This window comes from Pseudoalteromonas sp. NH0006-26, from assembly GCF_057552415.1.
On record NZ_BAAJMJ010000001.1, the window covers coordinates 17171 to 41377 of the forward strand.

Consider the following 24207-nt stretch of genomic DNA (forward strand, 5'->3'; position numbering starts at 1 on the left):
AATAGCGCATTAAATATGGTACAAATAGGCCAAGTATTAATAACAATGATTTTTTTATGCGCACCCTAGAACAAATTAAACAAGCAAGCCTTATTACTGCAATTAAAACACCTTACTTAGCCAATGGTGAAATCGATCTTGCGAAGTATGATGAACTCGTTGAAATACAAATTGCAGCGGGTGTTGACGGTATAGTTGTTGGTGGCACCACCGGTGAAGGCCAGTTAATGAACTGGGAAGAGCACTTAATGCTAATTGCGCACAGTGCCAATAAATTTGGTGATAAATTACTGATTGTAGGTAACACCGGAAGTAATAATACGCGCGAAGCAATTAAGGCAACTAAATATGGTTTTGCCAGCGGCATGCATGCCTCGTTGCAAATTAACCCTTACTACGGGCGCACATCAATTGCCGGTGTTAAAGAACACTTTAAACGTGTGCTTGATATTGGTCCGGCGTTTATTTACAACGTAGCAGGGCGCACAGGTCAAGACCTCACCCCTGATATTATTGAACCACTAGCACAGCATGAGCACTTTATTGGTGTTAAAGAATGTGGTGGCAATGAGCGTATAGCGCACTATGAACAACAAGGTATTGCGTGTTGGTCTGGTAATGATGACGAAGCACACGATGCACGCCATATCCATAAAGCACATGGTGTTATTTCAGTTACGTCTAACCTGATCCCAGGTTTGTTTCGCCAATTAATGGATAGCAAAAATGATGCGCTTAATAATTCATTACAACCATTAATGAACTGGTTATTTTGCGAGCCAAACCCAATTGCGATTAACACCGCGATGATGATGACCGGCGCGGTTAACCCAGTGTTTAGAATGCCTTACGTGCCGCTTAACGATGAGCAGCAGCAGCAAGGTGAAACGCTAATTAATCAGCTTAATGAGCAAGATTTTGTCGGTAGCCGAGCGCAGTGTGTGGATATTAGTAAGGTTTTGATTTTATCTTAAACTGTTAGACTATTTATTAATTACTAAATTTTCAAAGCAGCCTACTGTAAACACAGAGGCTGCTTTTTTATATCACTGCCAATAGTAGTTGAGTTTAAGCTGCCACATAGCTGAATTGGCGTGTGTTACCGCTAATCTAATATCAATATCTTGGTTAATAGGCACTGCCAGTTCTAGTTTAGTTTGTGCTGGGTTTTTAGCATTTAAGAATGACTTTTCATAGGATGCTCTTAATTTTATACCTGAGCGAGTGCCAGTAATGATCCCCACCTCTACCGACGAATCATAAAAGTGGCTATTTTTAGCTAAATCACCCAAGTAACCATTAATTAAGCTATAGGCTAAGGTGTTGTTGCTAAATTGCCAAGCTTGTCCGGCTCCCCCCATAACAAAACTACGTTTACAGGTTCTGCACAGTGCTGGTTGTCTGTCGAATCCCACATTGATTTTCCATGACCACTTAGATTCATTAGCCCAAGACAATTGGTTTGGATTGAATGACTCCAAATCTAATAAATGAATTTTATTTATGTAAGTTTCGCCATCTGTCAACATCAGCTCGGTATCTAACATTTCTAAATTAGAAAATGGAATGCGGGCAATATCAGAGGCAAGGGTATCAAAATAGCTCAGCCTAAAACCCATAGTGTACTGTGTTTGATCAGCCGTGTGCAGCGCAGAAACTGAGCTGTTAGAGGGCTTTTGGCCTTTATGTGGTGGCTGCTGGGTAAATTGAAATTTAACTTTGTTTTCGCCCATTGGTAGCTTTAAGCGCGCTTTGATTAGCGCATTCTTTAACTCACTTATTTTTACAGGAGTTTGTTTTTGAATTTGTTTCACTTGTACAAGTTCAAATAGAGCGCCAATAATGGCTTTTTGTGACTGCACTGGCAAAGCTAAAAACGATTCGTTTTTAAGTACTGCTGATTCGGCAAAGATTTTTTTTGCAAAGCTGAGCTCTTTTTCACTTAAAGATTGCACATATTTTGAAAATACAGTGTCACGTGAGGGTGTAAATGTGACTTTTTTAACCGCTGATTGCCCTTGGTAAGTGGCCGAGTTTAACCTTGAAAAAATAGTGGCAGGTATTACCCAAGGAGAGCTTTCGCTAGTTAGTTGATCGCCAATGATCAACTCAACAATTTGTGCTAGATGAAACGCACAATTTTCATCGGCAAAGTAATAATCAAATTCAGTGCCTAAAATTTCCCATAAATGATTAGCAATAAAAGCCACATCGCGCTCGTTTAGATTTAGGGTATATTCCCATAAATCTCTTAATTCTATTTCGCCGTAATTATGCTGGTGGCGGTAAAATAGTTGATCTGAAAAACCAGCTTTATAACCACCAAACAAACCCTTAAGAATATAAACTAAGCCGTTTTCATTGTCAGGAACATGTGCGCCATAGTTAATACTGTAATCTAATAATTTGTTTTTTGATTCGGTTGAGCGATTAAGTTTAAGTAATAAATGACCATATAACGACGCTGGATTACTCATATAACCAGAGGCAAATACTAAACTAACAGAGTGAATGGCTTGTTGCTCTCGCCATTGCTGTAATTTTGGGCACTCTGCTTTAGGCATTGAAAAGGTTAAACCTTGCTCTTTGAGCCATTGATAACGGGCAGGGTAGCGACATTGCATTAAGGGTTGGCTATCAAAAGCGTGGATTGTTGCTTTTAACTCGGCAACGGGATCATTACGTCCGTTATCTGCAATAAAAAAGGATGCGTTAGTAATATAACTAATAGTAGTTGGTTGATTTTTGTAATGCCCTAATTTCAACCATATTGGATGCTTAGCTAAAACAGCGACAGATTGCGAGGCAGAACTTGAGAAAGAGGTGAATAAAAAAAAGCTAATTAAATAAAATAGAGGTTTCATTGTTTAACCAAAAAAAAGGGCTGTTAAGCCCTTTAATTATTAGATTGCAGCGCATTGAGATGAAAAGTTAGTGGTAATTTTACCTTCAACTAATTCATAAAATGCTTGAGCATTGTCTATTGGTGCGTTTGCGTAATCGCTGCGTACCGAAGTGATAATTTGCTGATGAGCAGTTACATCACAACCACGTACGTTAAGCATTGCAGAGATATACTCGCCTTCACCCTGTGCTATTTCTTGTTCTAATACAGGAAAAGTTTGTTGAATAAACTGCGCTGTTTTTACGTTAGCGCCTTCACAGCTCTCTACTGAAGAAATGTTAGACGATACCGCCGTTGTTCCTAAATCCCAAATAATATTAGAAATTGCTGCAGCAACGCCATTGTCTGGGAAAACCATTGCGCCAATACCACATTGCTGCCATGGGTTGATGCCACTTTTTGCTTGTGACGGCATTGAAACGAACGCGCTTACTAATACCGCAGCAGTTAAACATCTTTTTATCATTATTAATTTCCTTTAATTTATATGCGCCCCACAAAACGGGCGTGAAAGTGTACCTGCTTTAGTTATTTAAATGCAAATGGTTGTGTAACACAATGTAAAACAACGGTGTAAAGTTTATAAAAGTGCAATAAATAAGTGAATTAGCGGGAATAAATATTGCGAGTTAAAATCATTTAACTAACACTAACAGCGGCTAACAATAGCTAATAACTCTGCATTTTATAAATTAGCGTTTTATGGTGTTTAAAACTAACTGTTTAAGTGAATTTGCTGTATAATTTGCGACCCTTGATAATGTGGCCGCAGGTTATACAGCAATGAATTTTAAATCTTTTAGTTTTGCCCCTGAACTAATTCAGGCGTTAGACGAACTTAATTACCACACCCTTACGCCCATTCAGCGCGCAGCTATTCCGGCTGTTCGTAAAGGTAAAGACGTTTTAGCAAGTGCACAAACCGGTACAGGTAAAACCGCTGCCTTTGCACTCCCTATTATTCAAAAGTTATTTGAGTCAGATTGCAGTACTACGAATGCGCCAAGCGCCTTAGTCCTTGCGCCTACGCGTGAGCTTGCAGAGCAAATTGCGAATAACTTTAAAGACTTTGCTAAGTACACTCAGTTAAAAGTAGTGAGCTTATTTGGTGGTGTTAATACCGCAGGACAAGAAATTGCACTTAAAGAAGGTGTGGATGTTGTCGTAGCAACACCTGGACGTTTACTTGATCATATTCGTTTAGGTAACTTAAGCCTTGCTCAAGTAAAACATTTAGTCCTTGATGAAGCTGACCGTATGCTTGATATGGGCTTTATTAATGACATGCAAAGCGTAATAAAAAGCTGTGCAGATGAGCGTCAAATTTTATTGTTTTCAGCTACTTTCCCAGCAGCAATTAAACAGTTTGCCTCTAAAGTGTTAAAGCAGCCTGAAATTGTTCGTGTTGATCAAACTAACAGCACTGCAAGTACAGTACAACACGTGGTTTACCCAGTAGAAGAGCGCCGTAAGCAAGAGTTGCTTTCTGAGCTGATTGGTAAGAAAAACTGGCAGCAAGTGCTAGTGTTTGTAAACATGAAAGAAACCGCAGATGAGTTAGTGACTGAACTTAACCTTGACGGTATCCCAGCGGCAGTATGTCATGGCGATAAATCGCAAGGTAACCGTCGTCGTGCGTTGCGTGAATTTAAAGAAGGCAAAGTACGCGTGCTAGTTGCAACAGAAGTGGCAGCCCGTGGTATCGATATTGACGGTTTACCGCGCGTTATTAATATTGATTTACCTTGGCTTGCTGAAGATTACGTACACCGTATTGGCCGTACAGGCCGTGCTGGTAACCAAGGACAAGCAATTTCGTTTGTTAGCCGCGAAGAAGAAAACATGTTGTTTGAAATTGAAACCTTAATTGGTCAAAAAATTAAACGTGTTTACTTAGAAGGTTACGAAGTAAGTAATCGTGAAGTACTGATTGATAAAATTGGTAAAAAGCCAGCGCATTTACGCCGTACCCGTGCTAATAAGCCATCAGGCCAAGCTACCGGTGAAGCGAGAGCGAAAAACCGTTCGCGTATTTCTAATGTACGTAAAAGCTTAAAAGGCGAAAAGCTGTCACTTAAAAAGTAAGACAGCTAAGCCATTAAAAAAAGCCTGAGTTTACTCAGGTTTTTTTGTGCCTAATACATTATCGATAATTGCAGCGTACGCATACGCAGCCGCTTCATTGTTCTGATTAGCTATAACAGACAAGCCAACCGGTAAGTGGCTTACTTTACCAACCGGTAAAGTAATATGGGTCGTCCCTGCAATGGCAGGTAATGAACTACTACTGCCTTTAAAGTTATCGCCGTTAATTAAATCGGTTTTCCACGCCGGTGAAACGGTGGGGGCAATTACAATATCGAGCTTATTATTGCGGTATAAATTGCTGATAGCGCGCTTTGCAAGTGCGTGATATCGCGCTTTGGTGTTTTGATATTGTTGTTTTTCACTCAAATCAACCGCATTGGCTTGTTGTAAAATATCTTGCTCAAAGTAGGGCATTTCCTGCTGTTTATTTGCGCTATTAAATGCGATTAACTCATCTAAACTTTTTACGGTTACCTGCGCTGGTGTTTTGCTTAAGTAGTGGTTAATTTCGGCTTTAAAGTCGTAAAGTAGGATGGCGTATTCATCAACGTAAAGCGTGCTTAAGTCATCTTTTACTTCAACATTGACAACGGTATGACCTGCGTCTTTTAATGTTTGTAACTGCTTAGCGTAAAGCTTTTGTGTTGCCACAGTAAACTTACTGGCTGGAAGCGCGCCTATCCTCAGTGACGATTTAACCGCTATGCTATCAAGCGTTCTATTTATGTTGAGTGTCGATACATCGTCTGAGTCTTCACCTTGAATGACTGATAATACCGCGAGTGCATCTTTCAAAGAATGCGCCATTGGGCCTACCGAATCTTGGCTACTAGAAAGAGGGATCACGCCTGCGCGCGAAACTTGCCCCATACTGGGTTTAATGGCGTACACCCCATTTACCGAAGCAGGGCAGGTAATTGAACCATCGGTTTCTGTGCCCAGCGCAATAGGCGCAAAATTTAAAGCAACCGCCACAGCAGAGCCCGAGCTTGAACCACACGGATTACGAGTTACATCATGGGCGTTATGGGTTTGTCCGCCAATGGCACTCCAGCCAGATGATGAATACGATGAGCGAAAATTAGCCCATTCACTTAAGTTCGCTTTGCCTAAAATAATCGCCCCTGCTTGGCGTAATTGTTTAACCACAAAGGCATCGTTATTAGTAACGTTATTTTTAAGTGCTAATGAACCCGCTGTGGTGGGTAATGTACCTGTTGTTTCAATGTTATCTTTTAGTAATACCGCAATACCATGTAAAGGGCCTGCCCAATTTCCGGCTTTAAACAGCGCATCGAGTTGTTTGGCTTGTTCAATTGCAGTGGGCTCAATGCTAATTACCGCATTATATTTAGGATTGAGCTCGTTTATTCTGTCGATATAAGTGCGGGTAAGCTGCTCAGCCGTGGTGGTATTATTTTTATAGGCATTGTGAATGTCACTAATGGTTTTAAGCTCTGTATTATTATCCGCTGCGTGTAAATTCGGTATCGTACACACACATAAGGTTAAAAGTAGTCGTTTTATACTCATTGTTATTATCTATTTTGTGCAAACATAGGTTATTTTTAGCACAAAAAAACCTCACGTTGTGAGGTTTTTCGATAAAGGGTGATTAAATAGAGTTAAGCGTTTTCTAACATCGATAACGCAACCGCCTCAGCGGCTTTAATGCCATCAATACCCGCTGATAAAATACCGCCTGCATAACCTGCGCCTTCACCTGCAGGGTAAAGCCCTTTGGTATTAATGCTTTGGAAAGTTTTATCGCGCTTGATGCTGATAGGTGAAGACGTACGTGTTTCTACTCCCGTGAGCAAACCATCGTTAGTTGAAAAGCCACGAATTTGTTTGTTAAAGGCAGGAATTGCTTCACGTAGCGCTTCAATGGCAAAAGCTGGCAGTACTTTGCTTAAATCAGTCAGTTTTATACCTGGCGTATACGAAGGCTGTACATCCCCTAAATTAGCAGACGATTTACCTTTTAAAAAGTCACCAATCAGCTGTGCTGGGGCATCATAATTTTTACCACCCAGCTCATAGGCTTGCTCTTCTAGCTTACGCTGTAAATCGATACCAGCTAGAGGATGGCCTGGAAAATCTTTTTCTGGCGAAATACCCACAACAATAGCACTGTTCGCATTTCGCTCACTACGAGAATATTGGCTCATGCCATTGGTGACGACTCGGCCTTCTTCAGAGGTTGCGGCAACTACAGTGCCGCCAGGGCACATACAAAAACTGTATACGGTTCGGCCATTATTACAATGGTGTACCAATTTGTAATCGGCAGAGCCTAAAATAGGGTTACCCGCGTTATCGCCAAAGCGGCACTCATCAATCATTGATTGTTTATGTTCTATTCTAAAGCCCACTGAAAAGGGTTTTGCTTCAACATAAATGCCTTTATCGTGGATCATTTTAAACGTATCACGGGCACTGTGACCAACTGCTAATACCACATGGCGAGTGTTAAGCTGTTCACCATTAGAAAGTGTAAGCCCTGTAACTTGGCCGTTGTCTAAATGGATATCATCAACGCGTGTGCTAAAACGAATTTCGCCACCGAGTTCAATAATACGGGCGCGCATTTTTTCAATCATGGTCACCAGTTTAAAGGTGCCAATGTGCGGCTTACTAACGTATAAAATTTCTTCAGGAGCACCAGCCTCTACAAATTCAGTGATCACTTTACGGCCATAATGTTTAGGATCTTTTACTTGGCTGTAGAGCTTACCGTCTGAGAACGTGCCTGCACCACCTTCACCAAACTGAACGTTTGATTCGGTATTGAGGGCCTTTTTGCGCCAAAAGCCAAAGGTGTCTTTGGTGCGTTCACGCACTTCTTTGCCGCGTTCTAAAATTATTGGTTTAAAGCCCATTTGTGCCAGCACTAAACCGGCAAATAAGCCACAAGGGCCAAAGCCAATTACCACAGGGCGCTCTTTAATGCTGCTATTAGCGTGTGCTACAAATTTGTAGTTGGTGTCAGGGGAGACTTTAACGTGTTGATCTTTTTCAAACGAGGCTAACAGTTGTGCTTCGTTATCTACCTCAACATCAAGCGTGTAAATCAGTAAAATGGCGCTTTTTTTACGTGCATCGTAACCGCGTTTAAACACATTGTAGCTGTGTAGCTGCTCTGGACTTATATTTAATTTATTGATGATGGCTTGGCCAATAGCATTTTCGTCATGGTCAAGCGGCAGCTTTATTTCGGTTAAACGTATCATTAATATCTCTTTTGGTGTCATAGCGGAAAGTAAATACCGCTCACAATAAGGGGAGTGCACAAAGCGCTAATTTATAAGCGCCATATATTACGTTAAATTGTTCGCTTTTGGCACATATTTATTGTGTTTTGGTAAGGGTTGGGTATGATCCGCAGCTGGTAAAGTTAAATATTAGGTATTAAACCACTATGGCGTTTGTAGTCACCGAAAACTGTATAAAATGTAAGTACACTGATTGCGTATCGGTGTGCCCTGCAGATGCATTTTTTGAAGGCCCTAATTTTTTGGCTATTAGCCCAATAGACTGTATTGACTGTGGTTTATGTGTGCCTGAGTGTGCAGCTGATGCCATTTATCAAGAAGATGAACTACCTGAATCGCAAAAAGAATTCACCCAACTTAATGCCGAATTAGCAGAAATATGGCCACGCATAACGCAAGTTAAACCCGCTCCCGAAGATGCCGATAGCTGGAATGGTGTGGCTAATAAATTAAAACTTCTCGACACATAACCACCTCCCAACGCTTATTATTAGTTTTTTGTTAATTTTATTGCAAATATTAGTCTGTAAGTATTAACAAATGTACCTGTATAATTTACACTCCTGAACAAAGTTTACTTTTAACAAGTAAATCAACTTAAATGGATGTTTATGCAGTACTTTATACCTACAAAAATAATAAAATGGCTGTTGTTGTTCAGCTTCAGCCTTGTTTTAACTCTTAGCCCTAATGCACTTGCCGATAAGCTTAATTATCAACTTGCACACATTAATAAAAACATTGATGTGGATGGCGTGCTTAACGAGCCGCATTGGCAACAAGCAACCCGTGTTGCGGTAAATTATCAAGATGAGCCGAATGAAAAAGGCACACCACCGGTAAAAACCGATGCGTATATTTATGATGATGGTCATAATTTGTATGTAGCTTTTGTCGCTTATGACCCCGAGCCGAGTAAAATTCGCGCTGCGCTTCGTGATAGAGACACGCTTTGGCAAGATGACAACGTCGGTTTGGTGATTGATACCTTTAACGATGAGCGTACCGGCTATGAGTTTTATGTAAACCCACTGGGTGCTCAAGGCGACATTCGCATGACAGATACCGATGAGTGGGTATCTGATTTATCGTGGGATGCTATTTGGGATAGTGCCGGTACCATAAACGAGCAAGGTTACGTGGTTGAAATGCGTATCCCGTTTAAAGCTCTGCGCTTTGCACAAAACCAAGCCGACTCTACTTGGGGCTTTTCGATGATGCGAAACTATCAGCGTGATGTGTTGTATCAATTATCAAGTACCGGATTTGACCGTGATATTAAATGTAGTTTGTGTCAGTTTGACAAAATAACCGGATTTAATAATTTAGCACCGAGTAAAAACCTGCAACTAACGCCAACATTAACCGCATTAAGAAACGATCAAAAAGCACAGGTGCCTGGTGCGTGGGATAACGGCGATGTTGACACTGAAGTAGGGCTTGATCTTCGTTGGGGTATTACTAAAGATGCAGTAATTAATGCCACCATAAACCCTGACTTTTCTCAGGTAGAAACCGATTCGTTAGAACTGGATGTAAACACCACATATTCTATTTATTACGCTGAAAAACGCCCGTTTTTCTTGGATGGCGCGTCTTACTTTAAAAGTAATTTATTTGAGCTGCTGTATACCCGCACCATAGCTGAGCCTAATATTGGCGCCAAGCTCACCGGTAAAACCGATAGCCACAGTTATGCGCTAATGTTTGCTGATGACGACAACAGTAATGTTTTACTGCCTAGTAACCAAGGGTCTGGTTTTGCCAGCCTAAATGATAAAACCAAGGCGGCAGTGGCACGTTATCAATATGATATTGGCCAGCAAGGGACTGTTGGTGTTACTTCAACACATCGCGAAAGTAGCGACTACCACAATACAGTGTTATCGGTTGATGGCAGCTATTGGTTTAATCAGTCAGATACACTTAACTATCAAATAGCCCATGCTGACACCAACAACTCTAAATTTTTAGTAGATAACTACAATTTGGCAGACACTCAGTCTGATATGGCGTATGCATTAAAGCTTACTCGCGATAAGCGCGATTATAAGCTTTACGCTACCTATGACAATATTGGTGAGGATTACCGCACCGATTTAGGTTATCAAGAAAAAGTAGACTACGAAAAAGTAGGCTTTGGTGGCGGTCAAACTTGGTATGGTGATGAACATGATATGCTAACAACTTGGTCATACACCGCCGATTGGGATAAAACGTGGGCTCAAAATGGCGACTTGCTTGAAGAAGAATATGAAGGTTACATGACCTTTCAAGGTCAAAAGCAGTCTATTTTTGAAGTTGGTTTATTGAATCGTTATGAAAACTATAACGGCAATTTTTATAACCAAAATATTGGTTATATTTATACTGGGTTTAGGCCGACTAAAGATCTAAGATTATCGTTATACGCTGAATACGCAAGCCGTATAGATTACACTAATGAGCAGCTAGGTGATGTTTTAACTACACAATCGCAGGCTGTTTGGGATATTAATAATCATTGGCAGGTGGATGTTAGACACAACTATAGTCATTTAGATGATTACCAAGGGCGACGAGTTTTTACCGCAAACCTTGTTGATTTTAGGCTTTATTATAAGTTTAGTATGCGCGCTATGCTTAAGCTGATTTTACAGTTTGAAGATATAGACAGAAATGAAGATGCTTACTTTTATCAGGTTAGCGAAATCAACAAAGATTATGGCAGTCAGCTGGTGTACTCATACAAAATTAACGCACAAACGTTATTTTACTTAGGGTATTCAGATAAAGGTTATCAGGATGACTCGTTAAAAAGCATTGAGCGTGACCAACGTACTTTCTTTACTAAAGTTAGTTATGCATGGCAGCTATAACGTTATAAACAATATAAAAGCAAGGTTTTGCTAGGCAATAAAAAACACGCTACTGGGTAGCGTGTTTTTTGTTTTACTAAATGGTAAACCTAGTTATTACAAGTCAAAAGTACGTGAAATAGCCAGTACAATTCGCTCATCGGCGTAATCGTAATCCAAGCTGGTATTCTCAGCTGCTACTTCAATACCAAATCCTTCATAGCTTGTTTGGTACGCTAAGCGGTAATGATGATACGATTTATCGCCCTTAGCTTCATCCCACTGAAATTTGTTGCCATCGAGTGAGTTTGAAATATCAAAGCTGGCACGAATCGCATGATTTGGTGCAAGCTCGAAAGTGTGCGCAATCATCGAAATCACATGGCCAGTATCGTAGCCAAAGTAATCCCAGCTGTACCAAAAGTTAAGCTCTGTTTGACCGTAGTCACTGGCGTAACCAAATTTAGTATACGCTTCTGCGTAGTTACCATCGCTGTTATTACCTTGGTAAGTGTAATAAGCAATACCGTAATCAAGGCTTACTTGTTGGTTTAACTGAATGTATCGGCCTACATATGCATCTAGTTCGAAGTCGGTATCATCACCAAAATCTACGTTTGATGCCCATACACCGGCATAAACACCGTTATCGTACGCATAGTCAAGACTTGCTTGTAGCGCTGGATCGTTATCTGTTTGAGTAACACCATTAAAGGTGTAATCAGATGCAGCAGTAATTGTTGTTGACCAGTTAGCTGCTGCTGTTGTTGATAAAACAGTTAATGGTAAAGCGATAAAAAGTTGTTTTAATTTATTGTTCATGTGATTTCCTAGCTGATAGTTTCTATTTTTGTGTAATCAATTTTATTCGCTTTAGGCGATCCTTCGATATTGCTGACTGTTTTAAGTTTGCTGTAGGCAATAAAACCAATACAAATAAAGAATAACCCTATAACTAAAGCACCAACCCATTGAATTTGCAAAAACTCAAGTTTAAATAACAGTGTTAATAATGATAAAGCGACGACATTCATGGCAATATACTTAAATTTACCAAAGCGTTTTACAGTTAAGTTTAAATTATCTGTGTATAAGCGGATCAGTGAATCAAGCGAGTTAATAACAAACACAATACCTACAAACACCATGGCAAAGTTTTTAATGCCTGCAGTTGGAATGCCCGCTTCGTGGTAGTGATATAACACACTGAACCAGATAGCGATTGGTATTGACGGGAAAATTAACATAGCGCCGAGTACTTGGTATGTTTTTAAACCACCCACAAAACGTGATGTAAACTGGCCAATCATGATGCTCCACGCAAACCACCAAAATAGGTAAAACTCATGGTAATCATTCAGTGGTAATACAAACTCATTGATGTTGGCAAAGTAATTACCAATTAATCCAATGTTTTTAGTAAATGCAGAGAGTTCGCTATCGCCAAATAAGAAGGCATCAGCCCACATAAAACCAATTAACGCGATAAACAACCAAGTAGTAGCAATGCTTAAAAAGCGAACATATTTAATATCGGTGCTTGAATACACCGCAAAACAAATAGCGGCAAGCACGATTAAGTAAAACTCAGGAATAACATTTGAGCCGTCTCCGAGTTCAGGTAAATACCACGGTAGGTTGCTCAATAGTAAGTAAGCGGTAAACGCACAAGTACCAATGATGACCACGTTGTTTAAAAATTTAACCCATGGAATTTCAAAAAATTTTACTTTGGGTTCTATTACACAGAAATAAAAGCACGTAAGAAAATAAAATCCCCAAATTAAGAATCCCCAATAACCAAACTCAATAGAGAGAGGATTGGCAAATGCATATTCTGGGCTTGCTTTTATGTCTGCATAACCGGCAAATTCGGTTAAAGGAAACATAATGAGGCCAACGTCTAGGCCCGAGGTAAACAGGATTGCTATAAAGGTGAATGTTCTCACTGGTGTGACGCCTACTACGCGTACATTGCCCCATTTAATTAAAATAGCAACAATCGCAAGTAAGGTGAAAATAATGCCTGCATTAAGCCAAATAGTCATTATCGCCCTCCCAGAATGAATAAAAGTAACACATATATACTCCGTTTTTTATTGTGCTTGCATTAACACAGGCATAACCTATTTATGCTTGTGAGCCACTGCAAGGCGCATAAAGGCACTCCTTAAAGCATTTTGCTTAAAAGAGTGGCCTTTATGGCAGGCTAAATTAAAGGGTTTTATTTCGTTGTGTAGTTTGCCAATCAGTGGCATTCACAACATCAACTCCTGTGTGAGCTAAGGGCTTATTTCCTAAAATAATATCAGCGGCTTTTTCGGCCACCATAATTGTAGGGGCATTCAAATTACCGTTAGGTATGGTTGGAAAAATTGACGAATCAACCACACGTAAGCTTTGTATGCCATGCACTTGGGTGTTTGAGTTAACCACCGCCATGTCGTCTTCACCCATTTTACAAGAGCAAGAAGGGTGGTAAGCACTTTCTACTGCTTGGCGAACAAAAGCATCAATTTGCTCATCAGTTTGAACTTGTTGCCCTGGTTGAATTTCTTCACCACGGAAATTGTCAAAGGCAGGTTGTTCAATAATTTCACGCGTTAAACGTACGCACGCTCTAAAGCCTTCAATATCGTCTTGATGCTCGAGGTAATTAAACACAATTTTTGGTGGTTGTGTTGGGTCTGCTGATGCAATAGTGACACTGCCTCGGCTCTTAGGCTTGTTATGACCTACATGCACTTGAAAACCATGCCCTGCGAAAGCACTGCGTCCATCGTAACGCATCGCTGCCGGTAAAAAGTGATACTGAATATCTGGCCATTCAACACCGGGCTTTGAGCGAATAAACGCACATGATTCAAAATGATTAGTTGAGCCTAAACCTTTACGGGTAAGCAGCCATTTTGCACCAATCAAGCCTTTTGAAAACAAGCCTAATTTACCGTTTAAAGTAATGGGTTGTTTACACTTATATTGAAAGTAAAACTCGAGATGATCTTGCAAGTTTTGACCTACACCTGGTAAGTGATGCTTTACTTCAACGCCTGCTTTTTCAAGTGCTTGAGTATTACCAATACCTGAAAGCTGTAGTAGGTGTGGCGAACCAATAGAGCCTGCGCTTAAAATAACCTCTTTACTTGCTTGCGCTGTTTTAACTGCGCCATTGAGTTTGTATTCAACACCGGTTGCTTTTTTACCGTCTAAAATAACGCGCTGAGCAAGTGCACCGGTAACGATTGTTAAGTTGCTACGATGCTTAATTGGGTCTAAGTACTCGCGAGAAGCAGAGCTACGCACACCGTTTTTAACAGTCATGTGCATAGGGCCAAAGCCTTCTTGTTGAGCACTATTGTAGTCATTTGTGGTTGAGTAACCAGCCTCTGCACCCGCTTCAATAAATGCAGTGTATAACGGGTTTTCCATGTTATTGCCGTTATTAACACCTAGCGGGCCTTTACCACCACGATGAGCATTTTCACCTAGGTAAAAGCTTTCTGCCTTTTTAAAATACGGTAAACACGCTTGGTAATCCCAGCCGTTAGCGCCGTGTTGTTGCCATTCGTCAAAATCTTTAGCATGGCCACGTACATACACCATGCCATTAATCGAAGATGAGCCGCCAAGGACTTTACCGCGAGGGCAATGCATTTCACGGTTATCTAAGTGTGGCTCTGGTTGCGTATGAAATTGCCACGCAAACTTATCGGTATTCATTGGAATAGACAATGCGGTAGGCATTTTTATAAAGATACTTTTATCGCTGCCGCCGGTTTCAAGCAACAATACCTTGTTACTTGAATCTTCAGACAAGCGATTTGCTAGCACACAGCCAGCTGAGCCCGCGCCTACAATAATATAATCAAAAGAGTGGTTCATAATGATTCCTTAAAACGGGCTTTCTATGTCGGCCATACCAACATAAACAGACTTAGTTTGCGTGTAATGATCAAGTGTTTCTATACCATTTTCACGACCAATACCCGATTGCTTATAGCCACCCACTGGCATTTCTGCTGGCGAGTTACCGTAAGCATTAATCCAACAAATACCGGCTTGAAGTTGATGAATTACGCGATGAGCGCGTTTAATATCGCTAGTGAAAACGCCTGCAGCTAAACCTAAGTGAGTGCCGTTAGCACGTGCAATTACATCATCTTCATCATCAAATACTAAAACGCTCATTACTGGGCCAAAAATTTCTTCTTTAACGATGGTCATTTCATCGTTGCAATCAACAAACACTGTCGGCGCTACAAAATAGCCATCTGGTGCAGATGCTGGAGAAAGCGTTGAACCACCCGTTAGCAGCGTTGCACCTTCTTCAAGGCCTTTATTGATGTAGCTCATTACTAAATCTTGATGCTTCTTAGAAATAAGCGCGCCAAAGTTAGTGTTTAGATCTTGCGGGTCACCGGCAATAATATTGTTTTCGGTACGTGTTCTAAGTTCATCAATAAATTGTTGGTACACATTTTTGTGCACGTATATACGAGTACAGTTCGTGCAAATTTCACCTTGGGTATAAAAGTTACCTAACATGGCAGCACTTACTGCTTGTTCTATATTGGCATCGTCAAATACTAATAATGGCGATTTACCACCTAGTTCCATAGTCACATCTTTCAATGTGCCTGCAGCACTGGCGACTACTTTTTTACCGGTACCTACTTCACCAGTAAACGATACTTTATCAATATCTTGGTGTGCAGTAAGCCATTGACCTACTTCACCGGCGCCTTGAACTACATTAAATACGCCAGCAGGGACGCCTGCTTCAATAAACACCTCGGCTAATTTAATTGCACCAAGCGGCGTTTCTTCAGACGGCTTAAAAATAAATGCATTACCCGCTGCGAGGGCTGGGCCTGATTTCCAACATGCAATTTGTAATGGGTAGTTCCATGCACCAATACCGGCACAAATACCTAAAGGCTCTTTGCGTGTGTAGTAAAAGTCATCGCCAACCATTTGTTGTTGACCAACTTGTGCAGGGGCAAGACCTGCAAAATATTCAATTACATCTGCGCCTGTTTCAACATCTACGCAGTTAGCTTCTTGCATTGGTTTACCGGTATCGAGCACTTCAACCAGGGCAAGCTCATCATTGCGCTCGCGTAAAATAGCAACGGCGTTTAATAAAATACGGCTGCGCTCAATAGGGGTCATCGCTGACCAAACTTTAAAGCCTTGTTTTGCACTTTCTATCGCTGCGTTTTGAACATACTGGTCAGCGATTTCAACGGCATAAATTACCTGGCCGGTTGCAGGGTTTACTACATCAAATGTTTCGCCGCTTTTATTTGCTAGGAATTGGCCGTTGATAAAGTTTTGATAGATAGGTGTAGTCACGTTAGGCTCCATATTGCTTGATAAGTGAATGCACATAGTTTTTAGCCAGTGATTCACTGTGTTTAAACTGATTTTCGTCTGACTGGCTTAATACGGCACGAAGCCATAAGCCATCAATCATTGCTGCGGTTAATTCAGCCGCGAGATTTGCTTGCGCTAAAGGCATTAATTGCTTAAATGAAACGGTTAAATTGCTTTGCAAGCGTTTGCTGTTTACATTTTGTAAACGATGAAGTTCCTTATCGTGCATTGATTGCGCCCAAAAACTTAACCACGTCCGAGTGGTGTCTTTTCGTTGTTGTACTAGCGCAAAGTTTGATTCAACAATAAACATTAACCTTTGTGTTGCTGTGGTATTTTCATCAACCTTACTAATTAAGTCGTTTTTCAAGTTAGACAGTAAGTAACGCACAGTTGCTTCAATTAGCCCCTGTTTCCCACCAAAGTAATGACTAATGATACCCGATGACATTCCTGCATTTTTACTAATACTATTAATAGTGGTTGCCTGTAATCCTTTCTGAGCAACTGACTCTATGGTCGCGTCAATTAGCTGCTGACGCCTTACAGGTTCCATTCCAACTTTAGGCATAATTTTTATTAATTGATCGTTCAATAAACTAAGCTTAAGGTAATAACTCTAACAATTCAAGGCTTGTGCGAATGGTAAGAAAGTAAAATGTGGATAAAAAATTAACAAAATGAGTCCTGAATGATGCAAAATTAACAACTTGGTAATTCATAAAAAGTCATTAAATAACAATATTTTGCATGTTTATTTTGTGTTGATATATATAGTGTAATTAATTGTTTACGAGGTGAGTGAAACTTTTAGTGATTTATTTGTTAGTGCGTTAACTATTAGAGTACTAATTGTATTTTTTGCAGTCAGCTTGCATATATCAAGGCAAAGCGAGTGCGCGGGTTGTTGTGATAAAAACTGAATATATAGAAAGGTATGGGGGGTTAGTTTAAATAAAGGTTAATGCGATATAGGGTAAGTAAGGCGCTGTTTAGGTTTCAACAACACCTTTAAATAATAAGGGATAACGTCTTAAGCGATTGCCAATATAATCATCGGCCATAATCTGTTCACAGATTTCGTCGATGTTATCAGTGGCTTCAAACACCCAATCAAAGCGTTCTATTGCCAGCAAAAAGCCGCGCTTTAAGTGTGTTTGTGCACGGTAATAAGCAAGGTTATTTTTTATCAATTGCAGCTTTTCAGGCTCTGCTTTTAATTGCGCAATAACCTGGTTAATAAACTGCAAGTTACGTGAGCTGGTTGGCCTATTTCGTCTGTTTGTTGGTCGCATTACTCTTCATTGGCTATGTTGTATAGTTTTTGCAAAAAGTCGTCTTTGTGTTTGTCATGTTCGTAATCTAAGTGGTAAGTGTTATGAAATCCAAAGCGCAATAATACGCCACTGCCTTGTAAATAAACGGTATAGCCGTCTATGTCAGAAAATGCAGTAACGCCTTGATAAAACTTACCTTCTTCTGTGGTTTCACCACGTTGTTGAATACGTTCGTAAACCGCTAAAATTTGTTTGTTGTCGATTTCATTTTTCATTATCTACACCTTGTATTTACTCTCTCATACGCTATAGAGATTCGGGTCGATCATCATAAAAATAATAGTCAAAAATGTGTGATATTGCTTTGTTATTTTTAATTTATAAATTATGCTCAAAGTTCACTTTATGTTGAGCTTTTACCATGATAGACAAGGCGTTACTTCTAAAAACTCGTGAATTATCTGAGCAACTCATTGCGCTGCAAACCCCCATTAGAATACTTGATGCAATTAATTGGGATAAACAGACTAAAGAAGAGTTTTTTAGGCAAAAATGTCAAAAAAACCCTTTAATTGACCGTGCTTATTATCAACAGCGCGATTTAGGGTTTGTACCTAGCGAGTTGCGCCAAGCATTTTCCACACTACACCGTAATATAATTAACCAATTGGGGCAATTAAATCCAATTACTCAATATATGGGTAAAATGTGTAGTGAATATAAAACAGTGCTTAATATGCTGGAGTACCGAGGTACTGCTGAGTTTCATGACTTGTCGGTAGAGCTTTTTGGTCATCCAAAAGATCTTTTTCATGCCGGTGAACCTTCGTTATCTGAACTGGCTAATATGCTTGAGCAGCCATTAAAAAGTTTGCTTGATGCGAATATTTTGCCTGAAGATCCTAAAAATATTGATGCCAGTGATGCAGTGCGTATTTTGTCCGAGCAGGTCAATGCCAGTATGCAAGGGATTAATGTTGAAGTAATGCTTAGCGATGGTATTGTCAGTGATGCTGCCGCAGGCGCTAATAATATAAAGCTTAATCAGGATGTTAAGTTTTCTCAGCGCGAATTAGATATTTTAGAGGTACACGAGGGCTGGATCCATGTAGGCACCACTCAAAATGGCTTAGCGCAACCTTATTTAACTTGCTTGAGTAAAGGCACACCAAGCTCTACGGTGACCCAGGAGGGGCTTGCAGTACTGACTGAAATTATTACTTTAAAGTCAACGCCTAGGCGCTTATCAAAATTAGTAAACCGTATTCAAGCCGTCACCAAAGTGATTGATGGTGCAGAGTTTGTAGATATATACCGAGATTATGTGGCACAAGGGTTATCGAAAGACGACAGCTATACCCTTGCACAGCGGGTATTTAGAGGTAGCACGGCAACCGGCTTACCGTTTACCAAAGACATTGCTTATATAAAAGGCTTTGTATTGGTTTATAACTTAATTCGGGTGGCGATACAGCTTGGCAGAATTGACCAATTACCGCTATTGCTGGTGGGTAAAATATCAATTGATGACTTTAGGTTAATATCGCAACTACATGATTTAGGTGTGATTGAAAACCCGCAATTTGTGCCGCCCCATTTTAAAGATTTAAGAGGTCTTGCTACGTGGCTGAGCTTTGGTCGTTTTATTGGTAATTTGTCATTTGAACAATTAGAAAACGACTACAAGCCGTTGTTTTTATAATTTATAAGTGAGCTTTTTCTCAGAGACAAAAAAAGCCCAAAAACGGGCTTTTTTTAATTTAGCACAACACAGTTAACGTGCGTTGGTGCTCTCGAAAATTTTATCTGCAGAGGCTGCAACAAATCCAGTGTAAATTTCACCATCTGGTTTTGGGTAACGAATAGCAAACTCGTAAAAACAGCTAGGAATGCGCATATCGCCATCACTAAAGGTTACGGCGCATTCATCAGCTAATGTTGATGATTGCTCTAATAGCACCTCTGGCGAGCCTTTTACTTCGCCTCCTGAGGTATTCAGTGCAAAGCCTGCATCTTTAAGAGCTTGGTTTACATCATGGATGTTATCAAACTTAGCTAAGGTGTTAATGTTCACAGTAAAGTGATTAGCACGGTAACCCCACGCAGACATCCACGCCGCATATTCGCTCTCAGCTAATAACTTTTTGTATGTATCGGTGCTTACTTGCCAATGCGTGCCTGAATATAAAAAGTTATCGGCAGTCACTGCGCTTTCGTCAATTTGTGCCACCATATCAGTAACAATTGCTTGTAGTTCAGGCGAGCATTTTTCAACTAATAACTCAGAGATAAAAACTTTAGGCTGTGTCGGGTCGCTATGCTCATAATGTTTGGCGTAGAGTTTTTTTGCTTCAAAGTGGTACTCACCACATTCTTTATAACCAATCGCTAAAAAGTGCGCAGCCAGCTTTTCAAGGCCTACTTTTTCAATATTAAAAGTACGCAAAGCAATATGGTCGTTAATAATGTCGTCTTTTTGAGTTGAGCCTAATAAGTCATGAATTTTATCAGCTGATGGCGTTACGGTTAGGTAGTTTTGCCATAAGTTATCAAATAATGTGTTTACATTGGTATGCATGGTAAATCCTTAAATTTTTCTAAAATTGTTATTCAATTATTAAGCCCGGCGCGAGGGTTTGCGGTAAATTAACTTTCTCTGACTCTACTGAGGCCACTGGGTATGCGCAGTAATCTGCAGCATAGTATGCACTGGCTCTGTGGTTACCACTGGCACCTATGCCACCAAATGGCGCTGCGCTTGATGCGCCTGTAATAGGGCGGTTCCAGTTAACAATACCGGCACGAATACGCTTTAAAAAGTGGCTGTAATCATCTTCGCTGTCTGCAAGTAAACCTGCAGATAAACCAAAGCTGGTGTTGTTCGCTTCTGCTATGGCGCTATCAAAGTCAGTGTAGCGGTATACTTTAATTAGCGGACCAAAGTGTTCTTCATCGGCGATTTCATCGATATTAGTGACATCAATAATCCCTGGGCTGACAAAGCCAGTGCCTGGTTTTAATTGTTTAAGCTCAACGAGTACTTCAGCACCTTGTTTAACTAGGTCAGCTTGCGCTGCAACCATGCCTAACGCGGCTTTTTCACTGATCATGGCGCCCATAAATGGTTGATCGTCCGCAAAGCTATCGTCTACTAAGATATTTTTGGTTGCACTGATCAGCTTTTCTAAAATCGCATCGCCATTGGCTGATTTTTCAATAAATAAACGACGTGCACAGGTACAACGCTGACCCGAAGTAATAAAGCCCGATTGAATAATATCGTGCACGGCGGCGCTCACATCAGCAACATCTTTAACCACTAGCGGATTGTTACCGCCCATTTCAAGCGCTAAGATCTTACCGGGATGACCAGCAAATTGTTTATGTAATAAATGCCCTGTGTTTGAGCTACCAGTAAAGAATAAGCCATCGATATCTTGATGTGAGGCAAGCGCTTTACCTGTTTCCAGTTCACCTTGAACAAGGTTTATAACCCCAGCAGGTAAGCCTGCTTTTAGCCACAGCTCTAAAGTAAACTGGGCTACGTGAGGAGTTAGTTCTGATGGTTTAAACACCACGGTATTACCCGCTAATATAGCAGGGACTATATGACCATTGGGTAAGTGACCTGGAAAATTATACGGGCCAAAGATAGCCACTACACCATGTGGTTTATGGCGAATAAAGGCTTTTGCGCCAGGCATTGGGTTTTCGGTTGTGCCAGTACGTTCATTGTAAGCACGAATAGCAATAGCCACCTTGCCTGTCATCGCGCCCACTTCGGTGCGTGTTTCCCATAGTGGTTTACCTGTTTCACTAGCAATAACAGTGGCAAACTCTTCGCTGTGTTCTTTTAATTGGGCTACGAAGCTTTCTAAAATGGTAATACGTTGTTCAATTGGCATATCGGCCCATTGAACTTGTGCGGCTCTTGCCGCTTCAATTGCACTGCTAACTTGTTCTGGGCTGGCACCATTACCTTGCCAAACAATTTCGCCATTACTTGGGTTAACAGAATTAAACGCTGGGCCTTGGCCTACATGCCACTGATTATTAATTAGTTGTGTGTTCATAAATAGTGTTACAGGCGGAAAAATCGCGCTGCATCTCCTTGATTTAAATGAAGTGCATCAGCTACTTCTTGGCTGATAACTAAAGTGTGTTTTGCGTGATTATAATGAGCGTGTTTAGTGAACGTGGCTCTAAAGTCGTTGACCCCTTGATTACAAATTGCGAGGGTATCTGAGCTTTGCTCATTAATATGCTCAAGCTCACCAATGGTAATTGGGCACACCTGTGAATCACGAATACTGCGAATATTACCGAGCTTTGCCTCTACTGTGGGGCCTGCGTCAAATAAATCAACGTAGCCACGGTGTTCAAACCCTTCTTTTTCAAGCAACTTAAGTGCAGGCTTGGTTTTATTATGGACATGGCCAATCACAGCTTGTGCCTTTTTACTTAGCAAGTTTACATAAATAGGGTATTTAGGCATGAGTTCACTAATAAATACTTTATCGCCTAAGCCTACTAAGTGGTCGGCTTGTGGGAATTCAATACTAAAAAAGTGTTCTTGTAACCATTGCCAAAATGGTGAGTGTCCTGCTTCATCGCTCACTCCGCGCATTTCCGCAATTACAGTGTCGGCAAAACGTTCACTGTGCTGTGCCATAAATAAAAAGCGTGATCGTGATAAAAATCGTCCTGTTAAGCCTTTTCTGCTGTCTTCACGCAAAAATAAAGTACATATTTCTGAGCAGCCAGTGTAGTCATTACACATACTTAAAATATCAACGGTATTGTAAACATTTAAAGTGGGTGAGTGATGGACGGTTTTACCTAAATGGTAATGGTACAAAGGCACAGATAACCCGACGGCTGCTTCTATGGCGGTAGTACCAATTACTTTGCCAGATTCACTGTCTTCTAAAACAAATAAATAGCTTTCGTCGAGAGGCTTATCTACGTTTTTAGTAAAGCTGCTTTGTGCACGGTCAATTTTTTCTTGTAGTTGCCCATCATCGACAGGTAAAGAGGTAAAACCATGACCTGACTCAATGGCAATTTCTTTAAGTGCTGCAAAATCATTGACAGTAATAGGACGTAATACTTGCATTAACTACTTACTCCAATAAAGCCCTGAGATAAATATTTATCTCAGGGCTTTATATTTTTACTTAGTGATTAACCGTTTACAACTTCGCTCACTGCTTTTTCAAAGCGAGCTAAGCCTTCTTTAATGTCCTCAAATGGGATCACTAATGAAGGCGTAAAGCGGATAACGTTCATTCCGGCTACTAAATTCATTAAACCGTTGTTAGCACTTGCGACTAAAAAGTCGCGAGCACGGCCTTCAAATTTCTCATTTAATACCGCACCAATCAGTAAGCCTTTACCGCGGACTTCACTAAATACATGGTATTTTTCGTTAATGGCATTTAGACCATCACGGAACATTTGTTCACGCTCTTTTACACCATTTAAAACCACAGGAGTATTTACTGTATCAAATGCCGCTTCTGCAACAGCACATGCTAATGGATTACCACCGTAGGTAGAACCATGAGTCCCTATTTTTAGGTGTGCTGCAATTTCAGTCGTGGTGATCATAGCGCCAATTGGGAACCCGCCACCTAATGCTTTAGCCGTTGTTAAAATGTCAGGAATAACATCTAGGCCTTCGTATGCGTATAAATGACCTGTACGGCCAACGCCAGTTTGCACTTCATCAAAAATAAGCAGTGCGTTGTGTTTAGTACACAGCTCACGTACTTTTTGTGCAAATTCATTGGTTGGTGGCACAATACCACCTTCACCTTGTAATGGCTCCATCATTACCGCACAAGTATCATCACCAATTAAGGCTTCAAAAGCGGCAATATCATTGTAATCACAATGAACAATATCAGCAGGTTTTGGACCAAAACCATCAGAGTAAGCGGCTTGGCCACCCACTGTTACAGTGAAAAAAGTACGGCCATGAAAGCCTTTATTAAAAGCAATAATTTTAGATTTTTCAGCGCCAAATTTGTCCAGTGCAAAGCGACGCGCTAATTTTAAAGCTGCTTCGTTTGCTTCAGCCCCTGAGTTTGCAAAGTAAACTTTTTCAGCAAAGGTCGCATCAACCATTTTTTTAGCTAAGCGAAGTGCTGGCTCATTGGTCATTACATTTGCTAAGTGCCAAATTTTCTCACCTTGCTCTTTAAGTGCGCCTACTAATGCAGGGTGGCAATGACCTAAACAATTAACCGCAATACCACCGGCAAAATCGATAAATTCGTTATTATTTTGATCCCACACGCGTGAGCCTTCACCACGAACGGGAATAACTGCTGATGGGTTGTAGTTAGGGACCATTACGTCGTTAAATAAATCTCTGGTTACTTGCATTTTTACACCTAAATTAATCACTTAAAAAATACGTTGCTGAAAAAAAACGATAAGCGCAG

General features: G+C 40.6%; 20 protein-coding genes. 5 read left to right on the forward strand and 15 right to left on the reverse strand.

The window, feature by feature from the left end; all coding sequences use genetic code 11:
- Positions 1-56 precede the first annotated feature (56 nt).
- The gene (gene dapA / locus AC27JR_RS00095) at positions 57-974 is read left to right on the forward strand and encodes a 4-hydroxy-tetrahydrodipicolinate synthase (protein ID WP_487172349.1); all 918 of its coding nucleotides are present in this window, start codon (positions 57-59) and stop codon (positions 972-974) included.
- 72 nt (positions 975-1046) lie between these two features.
- Here the strand turns inward: dapA and AC27JR_RS00100 are convergent, their stop codons facing one another.
- Together AC27JR_RS00100 and AC27JR_RS00105 are read right to left on the reverse strand one after the other, a co-directional pair.
- Complete coding sequence (locus AC27JR_RS00100) at positions 1047-2864, reverse strand: Lnb N-terminal periplasmic domain-containing protein (protein WP_487172350.1); 1818 nt, start codon at positions 2862-2864, stop codon at positions 1047-1049.
- Between the two features lie 39 nt (positions 2865-2903).
- A complete protein-coding gene (locus AC27JR_RS00105) occupies positions 2904-3371 on the reverse strand; it encodes a DUF3015 family protein (protein WP_010388962.1) in 468 nt (155 codons plus the stop codon).
- 317 nt (positions 3372-3688) lie between these two features.
- Between AC27JR_RS00105 and AC27JR_RS00110 the strand changes: the two genes are divergently transcribed.
- Positions 3689-4990 (forward strand): DEAD/DEAH box helicase, encoded by a 1302-nt coding sequence (locus AC27JR_RS00110; RefSeq protein ID WP_054201651.1) that lies wholly within the window; start codon positions 3689-3691, stop codon positions 4988-4990.
- A 30-nt stretch (positions 4991-5020) separates the two neighbouring features.
- On the opposite strand, the gene AC27JR_RS00115 is transcribed toward AC27JR_RS00110, so the two are convergent.
- Positions 5021-6526 carry an amidase family protein gene (locus tag AC27JR_RS00115; protein WP_487172351.1) on the reverse strand — a complete coding sequence of 502 codons (1506 nt, stop codon included), beginning with the start codon at positions 6524-6526 and terminating at the stop codon, positions 5021-5023.
- Between the two features lie 92 nt (positions 6527-6618).
- Entirely contained in the window at positions 6619-8226 is a 1608-nt protein-coding gene (locus AC27JR_RS00120) for an NAD(P)/FAD-dependent oxidoreductase (protein WP_487172352.1), read from the reverse strand.
- 188 nt (positions 8227-8414) lie between these two features.
- On the opposite strand from AC27JR_RS00120, the gene fdxA reads away from it, so the two are divergent.
- Positions 8415-8738 (forward strand): ferredoxin FdxA, encoded by a 324-nt coding sequence (gene fdxA / locus AC27JR_RS00125; protein WP_010388957.1) that lies wholly within the window; start codon positions 8415-8417, stop codon positions 8736-8738.
- A 141-nt stretch (positions 8739-8879) separates the two neighbouring features.
- On the forward strand, positions 8880-11126 hold the full coding sequence (locus AC27JR_RS00130; protein WP_487172353.1) for a carbohydrate binding family 9 domain-containing protein: 2247 nt from the start codon (positions 8880-8882) through the stop codon (positions 11124-11126).
- A 96-nt stretch (positions 11127-11222) separates the two neighbouring features.
- Here the strand turns inward: AC27JR_RS00130 and AC27JR_RS00135 are convergent, their stop codons facing one another.
- The 7 genes from AC27JR_RS00135 to AC27JR_RS00165 all read right to left on the reverse strand — a co-directional run bounded on the left by AC27JR_RS00135 (position 11223) and on the right by AC27JR_RS00165 (position 18033).
- Positions 11223-11927 carry a TorF family putative porin gene (locus AC27JR_RS00135; protein WP_075170234.1) on the reverse strand — a complete coding sequence of 235 codons (705 nt, stop codon included), beginning with the start codon at positions 11925-11927 and terminating at the stop codon, positions 11223-11225.
- Positions 11928-11935: 8 nt separating this feature from the next.
- A complete protein-coding gene (locus tag AC27JR_RS00140; RefSeq protein WP_010388954.1) occupies positions 11936-13153 on the reverse strand; it encodes a BCCT family transporter in 1218 nt (405 codons plus the stop codon).
- 166 nt (positions 13154-13319) lie between these two features.
- The gene (gene betA / locus AC27JR_RS00145) at positions 13320-14987 is read right to left on the reverse strand and encodes a choline dehydrogenase (RefSeq protein WP_487172354.1); all 1668 of its coding nucleotides are present in this window, start codon (positions 14985-14987) and stop codon (positions 13320-13322) included.
- A gap of 9 nt (positions 14988-14996) precedes the next feature.
- On the reverse strand, positions 14997-16460 hold the full coding sequence (gene betB / locus AC27JR_RS00150) for a betaine-aldehyde dehydrogenase (RefSeq protein ID WP_487172355.1): 1464 nt from the start codon (positions 16458-16460) through the stop codon (positions 14997-14999).
- A gap of 1 nt (position 16461) precedes the next feature.
- Positions 16462-17037, reverse strand: coding sequence for a transcriptional regulator BetI (gene betI / locus AC27JR_RS00155; RefSeq protein ID WP_131692084.1), 576 nt, complete (start codon positions 17035-17037; stop codon positions 16462-16464).
- A 436-nt stretch (positions 17038-17473) separates the two neighbouring features.
- A complete protein-coding gene (locus AC27JR_RS00160) occupies positions 17474-17776 on the reverse strand; it encodes a hypothetical protein (protein WP_372862051.1) in 303 nt (100 codons plus the stop codon).
- The gene (locus tag AC27JR_RS00165; protein WP_131692083.1) at positions 17776-18033 is read right to left on the reverse strand and encodes a DUF3081 domain-containing protein; all 258 of its coding nucleotides are present in this window, start codon (positions 18031-18033) and stop codon (positions 17776-17778) included. Before AC27JR_RS00165 ends, AC27JR_RS00160 begins: the two co-directional genes overlap by 1 nt.
- A 146-nt stretch (positions 18034-18179) precedes the next feature.
- Here AC27JR_RS00165 and AC27JR_RS00170 point away from each other — a divergent pair, with 146 nt between their 5' ends.
- Positions 18180-19460 (forward strand): flavohemoglobin expression-modulating QEGLA motif protein, encoded by a 1281-nt coding sequence (locus tag AC27JR_RS00170; RefSeq protein WP_131692082.1) that lies wholly within the window; start codon positions 18180-18182, stop codon positions 19458-19460.
- Between the two features lie 72 nt (positions 19461-19532).
- On the opposite strand, the gene AC27JR_RS00175 is transcribed toward AC27JR_RS00170, so the two are convergent.
- The 4 genes from AC27JR_RS00175 to AC27JR_RS00190 form a co-directional block, all read right to left on the reverse strand.
- Complete coding sequence (locus tag AC27JR_RS00175; protein ID WP_008111467.1) at positions 19533-20336, reverse strand: DUF1338 domain-containing protein; 804 nt, start codon at positions 20334-20336, stop codon at positions 19533-19535.
- A 28-nt stretch (positions 20337-20364) separates the two neighbouring features.
- A complete protein-coding gene (gene astD, locus AC27JR_RS00180) occupies positions 20365-21831 on the reverse strand; it encodes a succinylglutamate-semialdehyde dehydrogenase (protein ID WP_487172356.1) in 1467 nt (488 codons plus the stop codon).
- Positions 21832-21839: 8 nt separating this feature from the next.
- A complete protein-coding gene (gene astA / locus AC27JR_RS00185) occupies positions 21840-22874 on the reverse strand; it encodes an arginine N-succinyltransferase (RefSeq protein WP_487172357.1) in 1035 nt (344 codons plus the stop codon).
- Between the two features lie 68 nt (positions 22875-22942).
- On the reverse strand, positions 22943-24148 hold the full coding sequence (locus tag AC27JR_RS00190) for an aspartate aminotransferase family protein (protein WP_076919757.1): 1206 nt from the start codon (positions 24146-24148) through the stop codon (positions 22943-22945).
- Positions 24149-24207: the final 59 nt, after the last annotated feature.

Coding starts and splice junctions, on each gene's coding strand:
- astA (WP_487172357.1), bottom strand. CDS start 22,874: ATGCAAGTATTACGTCCTATTACTGTCAATGATTTTGCAGCACTTAAA.
- betA (WP_487172354.1), bottom strand. CDS start 14,987: ATGAACCACTCTTTTGATTATATTATTGTAGGCGCGGGCTCAGCTGGC.
- AC27JR_RS00175 (WP_008111467.1), bottom strand. CDS start 20,336: ATGCATACCAATGTAAACACATTATTTGATAACTTATGGCAAAACTAC.
- AC27JR_RS00120 (WP_487172352.1), bottom strand. CDS start 8,226: ATGATACGTTTAACCGAAATAAAGCTGCCGCTTGACCATGACGAAAAT.
- AC27JR_RS00130 (WP_487172353.1), top strand. CDS start 8,880: ATGCAGTACTTTATACCTACAAAAATAATAAAATGGCTGTTGTTGTTC.
- AC27JR_RS00110 (WP_054201651.1), top strand. CDS start 3,689: ATGAATTTTAAATCTTTTAGTTTTGCCCCTGAACTAATTCAGGCGTTA.
- AC27JR_RS00170 (WP_131692082.1), top strand. CDS start 18,180: ATGATAGACAAGGCGTTACTTCTAAAAACTCGTGAATTATCTGAGCAA.
- AC27JR_RS00135 (WP_075170234.1), bottom strand. CDS start 11,927: ATGAACAATAAATTAAAACAACTTTTTATCGCTTTACCATTAACTGTT.
- betI (WP_131692084.1), bottom strand. CDS start 17,037: ATGGAACCTGTAAGGCGTCAGCAGCTAATTGACGCGACCATAGAGTCA.
- AC27JR_RS00165 (WP_131692083.1), bottom strand. CDS start 18,033: ATGAAAAATGAAATCGACAACAAACAAATTTTAGCGGTTTACGAACGT.
- AC27JR_RS00190 (WP_076919757.1), bottom strand. CDS start 24,148: ATGCAAGTAACCAGAGATTTATTTAACGACGTAATGGTCCCTAACTAC.
- AC27JR_RS00160 (WP_372862051.1), bottom strand. CDS start 17,776: ATGCGACCAACAAACAGACGAAATAGGCCAACCAGCTCACGTAACTTG.
- AC27JR_RS00105 (WP_010388962.1), bottom strand. CDS start 3,371: ATGATAAAAAGATGTTTAACTGCTGCGGTATTAGTAAGCGCGTTCGTT.
- AC27JR_RS00115 (WP_487172351.1), bottom strand. CDS start 6,526: ATGAGTATAAAACGACTACTTTTAACCTTATGTGTGTGTACGATACCG.
- AC27JR_RS00140 (WP_010388954.1), bottom strand. CDS start 13,153: ATGACTATTTGGCTTAATGCAGGCATTATTTTCACCTTACTTGCGATT.
- AC27JR_RS00100 (WP_487172350.1), bottom strand. CDS start 2,864: ATGAAACCTCTATTTTATTTAATTAGCTTTTTTTTATTCACCTCTTTC.
- dapA (WP_487172349.1), top strand. CDS start 57: ATGCGCACCCTAGAACAAATTAAACAAGCAAGCCTTATTACTGCAATT.
- fdxA (WP_010388957.1), top strand. CDS start 8,415: ATGGCGTTTGTAGTCACCGAAAACTGTATAAAATGTAAGTACACTGAT.
- astD (WP_487172356.1), bottom strand. CDS start 21,831: ATGAACACACAACTAATTAATAATCAGTGGCATGTAGGCCAAGGCCCA.